The 14,032-nt window shown below is 41.6% G+C and carries 14 protein-coding genes; 12 read left to right on the top strand and 2 right to left on the bottom strand.

Annotated features, from left to right (window positions below; all coding sequences use genetic code 11):
* Positions 1 to 7 precede the first annotated feature (7 nt).
* The 11 genes from DESMER_RS19805 to DESMER_RS19755 all read left to right on the top strand — a co-directional run bounded on the left by DESMER_RS19805 (position 8) and on the right by DESMER_RS19755 (position 12,005).
* A complete protein-coding gene (locus DESMER_RS19805; protein ID WP_014904850.1) occupies positions 8 to 1,300 on the top strand; it encodes an O-antigen ligase family protein in 1,293 nt (430 codons plus the stop codon).
* A complete protein-coding gene (locus DESMER_RS19800) occupies positions 1,293 to 2,321 on the top strand; it encodes a glycosyltransferase (protein WP_014904849.1) in 1,029 nt (342 codons plus the stop codon). The genes DESMER_RS19805 and DESMER_RS19800 overlap by 8 nt, the downstream gene beginning before the upstream one ends.
* Before the next feature lie 19 nt (positions 2,322 to 2,340).
* Complete coding sequence (locus DESMER_RS19795; RefSeq protein WP_014904848.1) at positions 2,341 to 3,837, top strand: lipopolysaccharide biosynthesis protein; 1,497 nt, start codon at positions 2,341 to 2,343, stop codon at positions 3,835 to 3,837.
* Complete coding sequence (locus DESMER_RS19790) at positions 3,834 to 4,463, top strand: NeuD/PglB/VioB family sugar acetyltransferase (RefSeq protein WP_014904847.1); 630 nt, start codon at positions 3,834 to 3,836, stop codon at positions 4,461 to 4,463. Before DESMER_RS19795 ends, DESMER_RS19790 begins: the two co-directional genes overlap by 4 nt.
* A 35-nt stretch (positions 4,464 to 4,498) precedes the next feature.
* Complete coding sequence (locus DESMER_RS19785) at positions 4,499 to 5,047, top strand: 4'-phosphopantetheinyl transferase family protein (RefSeq protein ID WP_014904846.1); 549 nt, start codon at positions 4,499 to 4,501, stop codon at positions 5,045 to 5,047.
* Between the two features lie 70 nt (positions 5,048 to 5,117).
* Positions 5,118 to 6,518 (top strand): NDP-hexose 2,3-dehydratase family protein, encoded by a 1,401-nt coding sequence (locus DESMER_RS19780; protein ID WP_014904845.1) that lies wholly within the window; start codon positions 5,118 to 5,120, stop codon positions 6,516 to 6,518.
* Position 6,519: 1 nt separating this feature from the next.
* On the top strand, positions 6,520 to 7,593 hold the full coding sequence (locus DESMER_RS19775) for a Gfo/Idh/MocA family protein (RefSeq protein ID WP_014904844.1): 1,074 nt from the start codon (positions 6,520 to 6,522) through the stop codon (positions 7,591 to 7,593).
* Positions 7,565 to 8,674 (top strand): DegT/DnrJ/EryC1/StrS family aminotransferase, encoded by a 1,110-nt coding sequence (locus tag DESMER_RS19770; RefSeq protein ID WP_014904843.1) that lies wholly within the window; start codon positions 7,565 to 7,567, stop codon positions 8,672 to 8,674. Before DESMER_RS19775 ends, DESMER_RS19770 begins: the two co-directional genes overlap by 29 nt.
* A 72-nt stretch (positions 8,675 to 8,746) precedes the next feature.
* The gene (gene rfbA / locus DESMER_RS19765; protein WP_014904842.1) at positions 8,747 to 9,613 is read left to right on the top strand and encodes a glucose-1-phosphate thymidylyltransferase RfbA; all 867 of its coding nucleotides are present in this window, start codon (positions 8,747 to 8,749) and stop codon (positions 9,611 to 9,613) included.
* Between the two features lie 160 nt (positions 9,614 to 9,773).
* The gene (rfbB, locus tag DESMER_RS19760) at positions 9,774 to 10,850 is read left to right on the top strand and encodes a dTDP-glucose 4,6-dehydratase (protein WP_014904841.1); all 1,077 of its coding nucleotides are present in this window, start codon (positions 9,774 to 9,776) and stop codon (positions 10,848 to 10,850) included.
* 3 nt (positions 10,851 to 10,853) lie between these two features.
* Positions 10,854 to 12,005 (top strand): ABC transporter permease, encoded by a 1,152-nt coding sequence (locus DESMER_RS19755; RefSeq protein WP_014904840.1) that lies wholly within the window; start codon positions 10,854 to 10,856, stop codon positions 12,003 to 12,005.
* Positions 12,006 to 12,049: 44 nt separating this feature from the next.
* On the opposite strand, the gene DESMER_RS19750 is transcribed toward DESMER_RS19755, so the two are convergent.
* Positions 12,050 to 12,601 carry a DUF3102 domain-containing protein gene (locus tag DESMER_RS19750; RefSeq protein WP_052314858.1) on the bottom strand — a complete coding sequence of 184 codons (552 nt, stop codon included), beginning with the start codon at positions 12,599 to 12,601 and terminating at the stop codon, positions 12,050 to 12,052.
* A gap of 366 nt (positions 12,602 to 12,967) precedes the next feature.
* On the opposite strand from DESMER_RS19750, the gene DESMER_RS24980 reads away from it, so the two are divergent.
* A complete protein-coding gene (locus DESMER_RS24980) occupies positions 12,968 to 13,054 on the top strand; it encodes a putative holin-like toxin (protein ID WP_427854289.1) in 87 nt (28 codons plus the stop codon).
* Positions 13,055 to 13,267: 213 nt separating this feature from the next.
* On the opposite strand, the gene DESMER_RS19745 is transcribed toward DESMER_RS24980, so the two are convergent.
* The gene (locus tag DESMER_RS19745) at positions 13,268 to 13,915 is read right to left on the bottom strand and encodes a YczE/YyaS/YitT family protein (protein WP_014904839.1); all 648 of its coding nucleotides are present in this window, start codon (positions 13,913 to 13,915) and stop codon (positions 13,268 to 13,270) included.
* Between the last annotated feature and the right edge of the window lie 117 nt (positions 13,916 to 14,032).

Raw genomic sequence — 14,032 nt, 5'->3', positions numbered from 1 at the left:
GATGGATATGGAGCTGCAGCTGGAGCCGAAGCAAAATGTAACAGCCCTTGGATTTAGGTTATCAAAACAAACTCTTGCTAATCTGTGTTTTATGATGTTCTTGGCCTCAGATATGATTTCATTTTGTACGACCCGGCTGTTCAGGCTGTATGGATTGGAAGACTATGCCTGGATTTTAACTTCTATTATTATATACTTTCCTCTCTTGCTGATGCCCTTGGCAAGTGGAGAGAGAAGACGTATGCTTGATTTCCTGCTGCTTTGGGCGGCGGCATTGGTTGCCTTTGGAATGACAATTATGGTTCATCCTGAATATGAAGCTTGGTTTCACCATCCCCTTTACGGGGTCTTTAATTACATCTTCAGACCGGATCGTGCCTTGTATGCTTATTTTATGGTGCGATTGGTCAATGATCCGAAGCAGCTGCTAAAAAATCTAAAATCCATCTCCTATATCTTGGTTGTATATGGCTTGTATAAGTTTGCGAATGCCATGCGAGTGGGCAGTTGGTTAGCATTGACGGCCAACGGCTATGAAGAACTATCTTATAGCATGAGCTTTGGCTATGACATGATGCTGCCTTCCATGGTGTTTCTGTATTACGCAATGAAAGATAAGGAACTATGGCACTGGGTGCTTAGCATTATGTGTCTGTTTATGATTTTAGTGGCGGGTTCGCGGGCACCTTTGTTGTGGATTCTGGTGTTTTTTACGGTGATGTTGATAAGAGGTTTTATGACGAGTAAAGTCAAGGTCATCTGGGGACTGACGGTACCTGCCTTTTTGCTGATCTATCTAAAACTTGAGGATCTAATCGGGCTGCTTGTGATTTTTTTGCAAAGTCATGGTATCTCAGCGAGAAGTATAAACATGCTCTTAGCCGGCTCCATAGGTGATGATAATGGCAGGGCAGCAATCTATGAGATGTCCATCGAGCTGCTTAAAAATATGGGTCATTTCGGTTACGGACTGTACGGCGATCGCTATGTCATCGGGAATTATTATTTTTGGGGGTACCCCCATAATATCTTCCTGGAAATTTTGCTAACCTTTGGTGTCCTGGGGGGGGGATTGTTAATCTTCTTTCTCTTATACCATTGTGTCAGGACACTGATTAAATGCCGGGACGAGGATTGGCTGGATTTGTTTTTAATCTTTTTGGTTTGCTCCTTAAAGCTGCTGCTCTCCGATTCCTATTGGTATGTACCTGAGTTCTGGGCCGCCATTGCTGTGGTCTACAGTTGGAACAGGCAGCAAAAAATCAGCAGCAAGGAAAGGATGAAACAGATTAATGTGTGATGAAATTCAAGCTATTAATAAGATTATGGTCAGTGTTAGCTGCTTGACCTATCAACATGAAAAGTACTTAAGGCAAGCTCTTGATTCCATGTTGAGGCAAAAGACAAGCTTTGCTTATGAAATTATTGTTCATGACGATGCCTCAACGGACACTACAGCAGCAATTATCAGGGAATACGCTGGAAAGTATCCTGAGATCATTAAACCCATACTCCAAAGGGAAAATCAATATTCCCAACATGTTTCTATTACCCATAAGTTTATTCTTCCTGCAGCCAGGGGTAAATATATAGCCTATTGTGAAGGGGATGATTATTGGACTGATCCGTATAAATTGCAAAAGCAAGTGGATTTTCTGGAAGAGCATCCTGAATATATGGCAACCAGCCATGAATGCTGGGAAGTCGATGAAAAGGGAAAAATGTTGTCCAGCCGCTACTTTTACGGCTACAGAAAACGGGGGGTTTACACCTTGGAAACCCACCAAAAAAAGAGATTATTATTCGGGCAAACTGCCACTCTCATGCACAGGAGAGAAGCCATTGAGTTTAGTGATCCTGAGGCGGAGGATAAATTTGGGAAGATCAAAGCAACAGGGGATGTCAAGAAAGCGATGCTCATTTCCCTACGGGGGGATACTTACTGCTGCGAGGAAGTCATGAGCCATCACCGGCGTATTTATGCGGGGGGTGATAGCTGGAGTGCCCAGCTGTCTAAAATCAATGTTAATCGCTTTGTTTTCGACGAATGTCTTGCTATGCAGGACTTTGCCAAAGATGTGCTGGGGGTTAAGCTGAATTACTCAAAGCTTCTGATTTTGTATACCACGATTGCCTTGGGTAAGACAATCATAAAGCCTGATAAAGATAAGTGGGATAACTTCCAATATATGTGCAGTGTCTTTCCTAATAAAACCTCTGTTGCCTTCAAAATCATGCTTACCTTGCTGAAGTACCCTTTCCTTGTCGTAACGACAAGAGTCAGCGGTTTGCGTCATAGGCTGTTGTATGGCAAAGCCTGAATCTATTAGGCAATGATAGTTGGGAAGTGTTGAAATTAACGATTACGAGAATAATGACACAAAGAAGGTTGTTATTTCATCCTTGTTTTGGAAGTTGCTTGAGAGCTTGGGAGTTCAAGGAATCCAATTAATAATTCAGCTTGTTCTGGCGAGGTTACTCCTGCCAGAGGATTTTGGGACGATAGCTTTGCTGACAATTTTTATCAATTTGTCTAATATCCTTCTGCAAAGGGGCTTTAGTTCGGCCCTTATACAGAACCAGGATGTTGACGAGACCGATTTTTCCACGGTGTTTTTCCTAAGTCTTGCCGGTTCCTGCCTATTGTATTTGCTGCTTTTTTTCTCAGCTCCTTATATCGCTTATTTTTACAAGATCAGGGAGCTTGACCTTGTCTTGCGCGTATTGGCGATTTCTCTGCCCTTCAGTGCTGCAAATTCTGTGCAAATAGCCTTTGTCTCGCGAAATATGCAGTTTAAAAAACTATTTTTTAGCAGTATGGGTGCCATAATTTGTTCCGGAACAGTAGGGATTGTGATGGCTCTTGGGGATTTCGGAGTATGGGCGCTGGTTTCCCAACAGATAGCCTATGTCATCTTGAACTGTTTCTTTATGGCCAAGGTAGTGAAATGGCGGCCGAAAATGCTGTTTTCAACTAAAAAAGCTGCCGGGCTTTTTTCCTTTGGCTGGAAAATGCTGCTTACTTCTTTGATAGACACAATATATGTAGATATTTACACCATTGTCATTGGAAAATTATTTAGTACCCAGATGCTTGGCTATTTCAACAGGGGGAAACAATTTCCGGGAGTTATCGTAACAAGTCTTAACGGATCGATCCAGGCGGTTATGTTTCCGGCCTTCTCTCGGGTTCAGGATAATAAATTGAAGCTTAAGAATATGATGCGCCGCTCCATAGTCACAAGTTCCTTTATTGTCTTTCCCATTATGGCAGGACTCGCTGCCGCAGCGAATCCTATGGTGAGGTTAATTTTAACCGACAAATGGCTTTATAGTGTGCCCTTCCTTCAGATATATTGCGCTTACTTTGCCCTTTACCCGATCCATACTGCAAACCTGCAGGCAATTAGTGCCATTGGCCGAAGTGATATTAATTTGAAATTAGAAATCTTAAAAAAGTCCCTAGGGATCATCATACTTGTTATAACCATACCCCAGGGAATATTTTCTATAGCTATCGGCGGAGTTGTCACTGGTTTGATCAGCTTAGTGATCAATTCCTATCCAAACATAAAGTTACTTGGTTACCCGATCCATGAACAGATAGTTGACATCCTGCCTTCTTTTCTTCTTGCCCTTGCTATGGGTGTTGTTGTTTACTCAATCATGCTTTTTGAATTGCCGGTGGGAATAACCCTTATCCTCCAAGTGCTCGTGGGTGCTGTCTTTTATTTTGGAGCGGCCAGATTATTAAAGTTTGAATGTTTGAGTTATGTTTTGAAAATAGCAGGATACTTGCCGGAATCCTCTAAAAAAACTGAAGGAGATATGACATGAAAGACCTGATTATTGTAGGAGCTTCCAATGCAGCCAGGGATGTATTACAGGTCGTGAAAGAAATAAATAAAGTTAAGGCGACCTGGAATATCAAAGGATTTGTTGCCGACAGCGGCTTAGATATTCACACACTCACAAATGGAGATTTCCATATCATGGGTAGCATTGATCAGTGGACTCCCAAACCGGGAGAAGAATATGTCTGTGCTATAGCTGATCCTAATGCCAAGAGAATTGTAACTCAACGATTAGGGGATAAGGGGGCGAAATTTGCCAATATCATTCACCCGAATGTTGAGATAAATGACTACTGCTCACTGGGAGAAGGAGTCATTCTTTACAGGGACGCAGTTATCGGGCCCAATGCTGTGCTAGGTAATCATGTTCATGTCAACACCAAAATTGCTCATGATTGTCGGATTGGGGATTATACTACGGTAAGCATTTTAGCGGCCATTCTAGGTTATGTAACCATTGGCAGTGGCGTTTTTGTCAGCGCAGGTTCCACCATTATTCCGCATATTGCCATTGGTGATAATGCCTATATTGGTGCGGGCAGCGTAGTAATAACGAATGTTGCAGGCAATACGAAAGTATTCGGTAATCCTGCCAGAGAAACGAGATAAATGTTACCAGAGAACAGGATAAAGGATAGCTGCAGATGACCAAACTGTATTTCTTAAAAATAGAAAATGCTGTTTATTACTCCGAACTGTTTGCCAGGAAAGTTTTAGGTCAATGGTTAGGTGTGGATGGCAGCAGTTTATCCATAGGTATTAATGAGTTTGGCAAACCTTATTTAAGAGACTATGGAAATATACACTATAATATAGCTCACAAAAAAGGGGCTATTGTGTGTGCCGTGTCAGACAAACCGGTAGGGGTAGATATTGAAGGAGTAAAAAATTTTAATAAACGTGTTGCCGAGCGGTTTTTTACTCAGAATGAGCAAGATTACATCTTTGCCCGGAAGAGAAACCAAGATCTAAGATTTGCTAAAGTATGGACGAGGAAAGAAGCTTATGTTAAATGGGCTGGCAAAGGCATGACGATACCCTTTAATTCCTTTGATGTTCTCAAATTAGATAAGAGTAATGTGTTTATTCGTACGGAATATGTAGGCGGATATATTATTTCGGTATGTTATTCTTGGCATTTCGGTAGGGTAGCCCTCCATGCCGCTGCTAAAGGCGGCACCGGCAGAGAATGAAAAGGGAGCTCCGCCAAACCTCCGGGTAATACCTGATGTTAGAGCATTTAACTTATAGGAGACGTTTATTATGAATAATATTTTTTATGATTTAATAAACTCCTGGCTCACAAAGGAAGGTGTCAATTCAATCGATGCCTTACTTCAATGGATCAATGCACAAAACAGGGATCTGGAAGTTAACTTAGAGAGAATACCTTTAGAGCATAGCAATTTTTGGTTCTTTGATAAGGATTCCGGTTTAATCAGGAATAAAAACCATAGCTTTTTCTCCATATCCGGAATTCAACAGTATCGTAACGATGAGCTGCTGGCAGAGCAGCCCATTATTATCCAGAATGAAATCGGATTCTTAGGAATTATCTTCCGCAAGATAAACGGAGTACTACACTTCTTAATGCAGGCCAAAATAGAGCCGGGCAATATTAATAAAGTCCAGATTTCACCTACCATCCAAGCAACCAAGAGTAATTTTACCCAAAAACATGGAGGAAAGAGACCTGCTTTTCTGGACTGTTTTATAGAAGCAAAACCTAACCAAACTCTGGTCGATCAGATTCAATCTGAACAATCTTCACGGTTTTTGAAAAAAAGAAATCGAAATGTTCTTTTGCATTTGGACCAAGACATTATTGTACCGCCTACTCATCAATGGATGACGTTGGGTCAGATTAAAGAATTAATGCGTTATGATAACTTGGTTAATATGGATACCCGTACGGTTCTTTCTTGCCTGCCTTTTTCCCTGGTGGATCCGGAACTGGAACCGGAAAAAAGCCAACTAGAAGAAATTGAAAATAAATGTAAGGATAAGACCCTGCTGCGCTCCCTTCGTGGAACAGCAAGCCTGCCTATATTAACAGATATATACCATGCTTTTAATAATTATAAAATGTTCAGTGAGATATCGACAAGATTAGTAGGCCTGAATTCTTTAAAGAAATGGCATATGGAGGAGAATCAATTTGTGTGTGAGGATCCTTTTCCCTTTCGCTTGATTTTTTGTGACATATCCATTGAAGGACGGGAAGTGGTTAACTGGACACAACCGCTTTTTGAGGCTCAGGGAATTGCCACTTTTGGACTCCTAAGTTGTGAAGATAAGGGCGTAAAGAAATTTCTTGTCAAGGCTAAGCCTGAAATTGGCTGCTTGGATGGAATAGAATTAGGACCTACTGTTCAGCATGAAGCGACTCAGGCAAGAGATGAGGATGAGATTACCCGTTTATTTTATGAAGAGCTTTCATCCGGAAAGGGTGTTAGGGTCAATGTATTGTTGTCGGAAGAAGGCGGACGCTTTTATCACGAACAAAATCGCAATGTCATTATTGAAGTTCAGAACGATGAGATCCCCTCAGATTTGCCGCAAGGTTATTTTTGGAGTGATTATAAGACCCTAAATACTCTTACCCAGGTAAATAACTGCTTAAATATCCAACTGCGCAATCTACTCTCTTTGCTGGAGGTGTGAAATGAAAAAATTACTAATGGGTATTTTAGGCCCCTCGGATGTTGCCTTTAATCGTTTTTTACCGGCACTTAAAAAGAGTAAACACTTTGAATATGTAGGAGTAGCTATTGCCAAACCCCATGAGCGAAATGAATCGTCTAATGGCTCCTATCATGAGTATGAACTAAAAGCCATGTTCAGAAAATCCATGGCAAAGGCTGATGATTTTATCAACAAATATAAAGGTGCTATTTTTAACGGCTATGAACAGCTCTTGTCTTCAAGCGTTGAAGGGATATATATTCCCTTGCCTCCGGCTTTACACTATCTATGGGCCAAAAAAGCTTTGGAATGTGGGAAGCATGTGTTGCTGGAAAAACCTTTCACAACGAATTTGGCAGATACCAGGAAGTTGCTTAAATTAGCAGAGCAAAAGGGATTGGCAGTCCACGAAAACTATGCCTTTTGTTATCATGAGCAGATTAACAAAATTCGTCAGTTGATTGAGGATAGAGAGATTGGAGAAATAAGGCAGATAAGAGCTGCTTTTGGCTTTCCTTACCGGGGAGCTGCTGATTTTAGATATAACAAAGAACTAGGCGGAGGAGCCGTGATGGATTGCGGGGGTTATCCAATTAAATTATCCACCTTGTTGCTTGGTAAAACAGCACAAACCATGACAGCTTCACTACATTCTGCCAAAGAACACAATGTCGATGTATTTGGAAGTGCTACTTTAGAAAATGAGGATGGCATTACGGCCCAGGTTTCCTTTGGGATGGATAATTGCTATAAATGTGAGCTGGAAATATGGGGAAGCGAAGGCTGTATTTATGCTCCAAGAATTTTTACGGCCCCTACAAACTTAACTGCTACAGTACTTCTGAAGAAGCAGGAAGAGAGAGTCTATGAGATTGCCGGGAACGATCAGTTCCTGGGATCGATTGACCACTTTTACCAATGTATTGCCGATAAGACTCTCCGTCTGGAATCCTACGCTGAAATAGAATCCCAAAGCAGGCAGATTGATGACATTTTAAAAGTAACTAAAAAGCAGGGAGGTAACTATGAATCTAAAATCCACACCGGTTGTTAGACCATCTATGCCGCCTTATGAGGAGTATATACATGAGATCAAAGATATATGGAGTAGTCGATGGCTCACTCATTCCGGGCCAAAACACCAAGCTTTAGAGGAGAAACTATCTGAATATCTGGACGTGGATAATATTTCTCTATTTGCTAATGGGCATCTGGCTCTTGAACTGGCCATTGATGCTCTGGGTTTGTCCGGCGAAATAATAACCACTCCATTTACTTTCGCATCTACCACCCAGGCTATCCTTCGTAATCGCTTAACTCCGGTGTTCTGCGACATCAATGAAGATGACTATACCATTGATGTAAGTAAGATTGAGGCGCTTATCACTGAAAAAACATCAGCAATCTTGCCGGTTCATGTGTATGGCAATGTCTGTGATGTTGATGGGATTGCTAGGATAGCCCAAAAATATAATCTGAAGGTTATCTACGATGCCGCCCATGCCTTTGGTGTGAAGATAAAGGATAGGGCTGTCGGAAATTTCGGGGACATGTCCATGTTTAGTTTCCATGCTACGAAGGTCTTCCATACTGTTGAAGGCGGTGGTTTGACCTATAGCAATTCGAAGTACTCGCCGGTACTGGCCAGGCTCCGTCAGTTTGGCATGGTTGGACAGGAATCCGTACCAACCGTCGGAACCAATGCCAAAATGACGGAAATCCATGCCGCAATGGGCTTGTGTAACCTGAGGCATATCAATGAGGAGATTGCCAAGCGGGGGCGAGCCATGGACAGATACCGTGAATTGCTGTCTGGAGTCAAAGGATTGACGTTATGCAACCCCCAGAAGAATATTACCCCTAATTATTGCTATTTTCCTGTGCTGTTTAATAAGAAAGAATTTGGCCTGAACAGGGATGAGGTTGCTGCTCTGCTTGAGAAAAACAATATATTGGCCAGAAAATATTTTTATCCCCTTACCAATGATTTTGAGGCCTACAAGGGAATGTTTGAACTTCAGAAAACACCTGTGGCTAAGAGGATAGCCGATAACGTACTGACCCTGCCGCTGTATGCGGACTTGACGGTAGAAGACGTGGATGGGATTTGTAAGATTATCTTGCATCATGGCTGAGCAGGTTGTTTTAACGTAGTTAGTTGTCTTACTAGAGAAAGTTGGTTTAACGAAAGAATTGGAGGGAAAAGGATGAAAGGTATAATTCTTGCGGGAGGCAAAGGAACTCGGTTGTACCCAATGACGCAGGCAGTGTCCAAACAATTATTGCCTATTTACGATAAACCCATGATCTATTATCCTCTTTCAGTCTTAATGATGGCTGGTATTCGAGAGATACTTATCATATCAACGCCAGAGGATACACCCATCTATGAAAAGCTGTTTGAAAATGGTTCCAGGTTGGGGCTTAATCTTTGCTATAAGGTACAAGAAACTCCCAGAGGGCTTGCCGATGCCTTTATACTTGGCAAAGATTTTATTGCCGGCGATAGAGTTTGCTTAATTTTGGGCGACAATATTTTCTATGGACAAGACTTTGTGCGCCTGCTTAATAAGGCTAGTGAATTAAAAAAGGGTGCTTACATCTTTGGCTATCCTGTGAAAGATGCGCGATCCTTTGGGGTTGTTGAATTCGATAAAAATAGAAAAGTTATTTCCATTGAAGAAAAACCAAGCAAACCAAAATCAAATTATGCTGTTCCGGGATTGTATTTTTACGACAACCAGGTTGTAGGGATAGCTAAAAGTGTTCAGCCTTCAGAACGGGGCGAAATTGAAATTACTGCCGTCAATAATGCTTATCTTGAACAAGAGGAGCTTAATGTAATTCTGCTGGGCCGTGGTATGGCTTGGCTGGATACTGGTACTCCTGATGGCATGCAAAAGGCTGCTGAGTATGTTGAGGCAGTCCAGTCCAGGCAAGGATTTTATATAGCCTGTTTAGAGGAAATTGCCTGGCGGAGAGAATTCATTAATGATCAGGAATTAAAAGTTATTGGCGAAAGCTTGAAGATGACAGACTACGGCCAGTACATTTTATCGTTGTTAAATGAATAGAAATTTGGGTTTTATATTTAAGGTTAAAGTTGAAACCTAAGTTAGAGTTAAAGCTGAAGTTAGATCTGAAGTCAAGGCTAGAGCTAAAATTGAAGTTGATCTAAAGTAAAAGTTTGAACTAAAGAAAGAGTTAAAGCTAGAGCTAAAGGAGAAGGTTTTGATGAAATTTATTCTAGTCACAGGAGGTGCTGGCTTTATTGGCAGCAACTTTGTAAAAACAATGTTGTACAAGCACCCTAACTATAAAATTATTAATGTTGATGCCTTGACCTATGCGGGGAATCTGGAAAACTTACAAGCTATATCTGATAACTATAACTATTCATTTATCAAAGCAGATATCAGGGACAGACAAAGGATGGAAGAAATATTTTCAACCTATAATATTGATACAGTTGTAAACTTTGCTGCAGAATCACATGTTGACAGAAGTATCGAAGAACCGGAAGTTTTCTTAACCACTAATGTTATCGGAACCCATGTTTTGCTGGATGTGGCAAAGAAGCATTGGAAAATAAAGCCTGCTGATAAGCATTGCAAGAGATACAGACCAGGAGCAAAGTTTATTCAAGTATCAACGGATGAAGTCTACGGAGCTTTAGGTGAGACAGGCAGGTTTGTTGAGACGATGCCGCTGCTGCCGAACAGCCCCTATTCGGCCTCCAAAGCAAGCGCCGATATGCTTGTAAGAGCTTATCATGAAACCTTTGGTACACCCGTCAATATAACAAGGTGCAGTAATAATTATGGGCCCTATCAGTTCCCGGAAAAGCTGATTCCCCTTATGATTAATAACTGCCTGAAAGAAAAAGAACTTCCTGTTTATGGCGATGGCAGGCAAGTAAGAGACTGGCTGCATGTAGCAGATCACTGCACCGCTATTGATACAGTTCTGCACAAAGGAAAGGACGGAGAGGTCTATAATATTGGCGGAAACAATGAAAAAACCAATCTAGAAATTGTCAAATTGATTATTAATACTCTTGGCAAGTCGAAAGACTTAATTAAACACGTTAAAGATCGTCCCGGACACGATCGAAGATATGCTATAGATAATACAAAAATAGCAACGGAGCTGGGGTGGGAACCGGCTTATTCCTTTGAGCAAGGGATAAAAGAGACTATAGAATGGTATTTGGAGAATACGGAGTGGATGGAAAACATTAACTCCGGTGATTATGCCAATTATTATAAAAGGATGTATCCCGACATCAGTGATAAGGTTGCGGGCTATTAAGGAATGTTACCTTTAAAAATTGCCTGGCGGTTTCTGCTTGATAAAAAACTACAAACAAGCTTAGTCATTTTCGGCATAGCCATAGGAGTCTCCGTACAGACTTTTATCGGTCTGGTCAGTCAAGGGCTTGAAAAAACATTAATGAATAAAATATTGGCTTATAGCCCTCATATTACAATGTACTCTAAAAGTGGAGGATTTAGTGACTGGCAGAAGGAAGGGGACAGGATTAGAAGTAATTTTCCGGAAGTTGACGCTGTATCCCCCAATGTCAATAGCCAAGCGTGGATAAAACTTGGGAAAATGACTATCCCGATACTGATACGGGGGTTTAATATCATAGATACCGAGGGTCTATATAACATTGCAATGGCAATTTACGAAGGAAGTTCACCGGTTAATCTAAATGAGATTTTACTCGGCAAAGAGTTAGCTGAGCGCTTAGGTGTCAAAGTCGGGGATGAGGTTAGTATCATAACCCTTGGCAGACAAACGGTGACCATGAAAATTATTGGCTTGTATGATTTCGGAGTCTTTAATATTAATAAAGCGTGGGTGATTACCAATTTGGCCACGGCGCAAAACTTTATCGGTTTTGCTGATCAGGTGACTGAGATTGAATTAACGATTCACGATCCCTATCTGGCTGATGTTGTCAGTGCCCGGATTAGGAGCGCCCTCTCCGGGGAAGAGTTAGATGTATCTAATTGGAAAGCCCAGAATCAGTTAATAGTCAGTGCAATCATAGGGCAAAAAATAGTAACCCTTGTCATTCAATTCTTCATTATGCTGGCGACCATTATAAGTATCGTCAATATATTGACCATTAATGTCTTTCAAAAATCAAAACAAGTTGGGATCTTAAAGGCCATGGGTCTCACGGACTTTTCGGCAAGCCTTGTCTTTTTCTATCAAGCGTTATTACTTAGTCTTGTAGGAATCGCCCTTTGTCTTGGTTTCCTTGTCGTCTTTCTTTGTGGATTCAATCGATACATTGTGACTGCTCAAGGATCGCCTGTTGTTAATGTTACAGTGGATTATAGGTTTATCACCTTATCTATCCTTATTTTCTTTGTAGTTTCAATGTCAACAGCCATTTTTCCCGCTCTCAGGTGTATTAAATTAAACCCCATTGAGATCATTAAAAATGTATAGGCCTCCATATGCTCAGATCTTTGGCAAGTCCGTTAGCAAACCTGTCAGAATTTCTCTTTCAAACCTTTCGTTAAAAAATCAAACACCTTGCTTTTATACACTTCATAGGTATCCTTATCCTTGTCAGCGAAGCTGCTCAATTCCCAGACCAGTTGCTTGAAGGTTTTGTCCAGACTCTCGTATAAAAAGGCAATTTGATTGGCGTTAGTCTTGTGCTGCGCGGCAATAAGGTTCTTGTTTATCTTTTGGAGGCCTTCATAAGATGTGCTTTTCTTAAGAGATTCTAACTTTTTCTCCAGATTTGCCGCTTTGGTCTCCTGTTCTCCTTGAGACTTGTTTAATTGCTCTGCCTTAGTTTTCAGGTTGTTGCGCTCAGTGGTCAGCTGAGTTATTTGGCTCTCTTGCTCGCTCAGGGCCTGCCGGAGTTCCGCTTTTTCCTGCAGAGCCTGGTCTCGCTCCTGCAGGGCCTGGCTCCGCTCCTTAACCGCCTTTTGCAGTTCGCGGGCAGACAGACCCTCTACATCAATTTCTGCGATAAACTGCCCTCGCTCTTCCTCCGGGACTCCTAAGAGGATATAAGCCTGAGAATAATTCAAATTTGGCAGTTATTGGGCTCCCCTATCATTTTTTTGAAAGCCGTACTGAACTTTTGGATAATAACCCGCCCTTCTCGGCAACTTGGTAAAGCTTGCGATTCGTTGTCAACATCAGTATAAAAAAGAGCCTGATTTAATCAGACTCAGTCGCTTTCAATATCTAGCCTTAGGCTAAAGGGAAACAAGTTTGACAATTAACTACTTTAATCATACTTAACGTAACGGTCATTATTTGACAAAAATACAAATAGATTTGACTTTTTGTCAAACAACTCGCGTCTATACTGGGAAAGTATGCCATAATTGACATTGTACAACTGAAGATGGCGGGTGGGCGGCTGAATCCCCGGAAAGGGGGTGAGGCTTATGAGTGTGTATGAAGCGCTTATGTTTGCGATTGCATTTGCAACACTTATTGTGTTAATACTTAAAGGAACGCAAAAGAGCAAGTAGTCCATTCCGCCGGGCACCTTGCTCTTTCATCATTCGCCGCTCACTACGGCCAGTTGTACAGCCGGGATGTTGGCACATCCCGGTTTTAATCTATACTATTTCTTAGCTAATTATACTCTAATACAGTAATGACATCAAGTTTGCGAAGGGCCCCGAACCCTTTCTTTTATCTCAAAGTTGGGTATTTTCCTGAGAGAATAGAGAACTGCTGTTCTAATGAATAATGGGTGTTTCATCTCCAGAGGCCGGATCGGTCCCCTTCCCCTTGTTTAAACGAGCTGTGTAGGGCATGAAGAATTTTATAAACACCCCGGTGATAAGGGCGGAAAATAAGGTGCCGATACCGATAGGGCCGCCAAATAGGAAAGCAAGTATGACCAGAACCAGGCTGATTATTGCCCGGGAAATTGCCACATTAAGTCCCGTTAATTGATTAATGACCAGCATAGAGCGATCCATGGGATTGGGGGCAAAGTCAGCTTGCAGATTTACAGCAACTCCTAAACCCACAATTCCTACCCCGAGTATTAAACATGCAGCTTGACCGAAGAGGGTCAGAGGACTGATTGAATCCCCTAGCACAAAAAGCCAAAGGTCAATTCCCATACCGGTAATCAAAGAGGTAAGTAAGGCAAAATATTCAAGCTTTCGGCGCTGAGCAGCGGCGTTAAATAACACCAGAACCAGACCTACAACTATTTCCCAACTGCCAATGGTTAAGCCAAAGGTCTGAAATAATCCTACCAGGAGTGCGTCAAATGGGGAGGTTCCCATTAAGGAACGAATCGTTAACGCTATCCCAAAGGTCATGATAATAATACCTGAAACGTAGAAAATAAAACGCTGACGTGACTGATGCATTTGTTTCCTCCTTAACTCTGCTCAGGGAAAGTTTAATCCTTCTTCCAAGAACAATACTATTAAGTATAGTTGAGAAAAATAATATTTCAAGGTTTTTGGCCTAAGATGAAAGAAGAC

It is taken from the genome of Desulfosporosinus meridiei DSM 13257 (assembly GCF_000231385.2).
In the GTDB taxonomy this organism is placed as follows: Bacteria; Bacillota; Desulfitobacteriia; order Desulfitobacteriales; family Desulfitobacteriaceae; genus Desulfosporosinus; species Desulfosporosinus meridiei.
This window is presented reverse-complemented; position numbering and strand designations above follow the sequence as displayed.

Excerpts from the sequence above, each read along its gene's own strand:
- DESMER_RS19790 (WP_014904847.1), top strand. The coding sequence starts at position 3,834 with ATGAAAGACCTGATTATTGTAGGAGCTTCCAATGCAGCCAGGGATGTA.
- DESMER_RS19770 (WP_014904843.1), top strand. The coding sequence starts at position 7,565 with ATGAATCTAAAATCCACACCGGTTGTTAGACCATCTATGCCGCCTTAT.
- DESMER_RS19775 (WP_014904844.1), top strand. The coding sequence starts at position 6,520 with ATGAAAAAATTACTAATGGGTATTTTAGGCCCCTCGGATGTTGCCTTT.
- DESMER_RS19805 (WP_014904850.1), top strand. The coding sequence starts at position 8 with ATGGAGCTGCAGCTGGAGCCGAAGCAAAATGTAACAGCCCTTGGATTT.
- DESMER_RS19745 (WP_014904839.1), bottom strand. The coding sequence starts at position 13,915 with ATGCATCAGTCACGTCAGCGTTTTATTTTCTACGTTTCAGGTATTATT.
- rfbB (WP_014904841.1), top strand. The coding sequence starts at position 9,774 with ATGAAATTTATTCTAGTCACAGGAGGTGCTGGCTTTATTGGCAGCAAC.
- DESMER_RS19755 (WP_014904840.1), top strand. The coding sequence starts at position 10,854 with ATGTTACCTTTAAAAATTGCCTGGCGGTTTCTGCTTGATAAAAAACTA.
- rfbA (WP_014904842.1), top strand. The coding sequence starts at position 8,747 with ATGAAAGGTATAATTCTTGCGGGAGGCAAAGGAACTCGGTTGTACCCA.
- DESMER_RS24980 (WP_427854289.1), top strand. The coding sequence starts at position 12,968 with ATGAGTGTGTATGAAGCGCTTATGTTTGCGATTGCATTTGCAACACTT.
- DESMER_RS19780 (WP_014904845.1), top strand. The coding sequence starts at position 5,118 with ATGAATAATATTTTTTATGATTTAATAAACTCCTGGCTCACAAAGGAA.
- DESMER_RS19785 (WP_014904846.1), top strand. The coding sequence starts at position 4,499 with ATGACCAAACTGTATTTCTTAAAAATAGAAAATGCTGTTTATTACTCC.
- DESMER_RS19800 (WP_014904849.1), top strand. The coding sequence starts at position 1,293 with ATGTGTGATGAAATTCAAGCTATTAATAAGATTATGGTCAGTGTTAGC.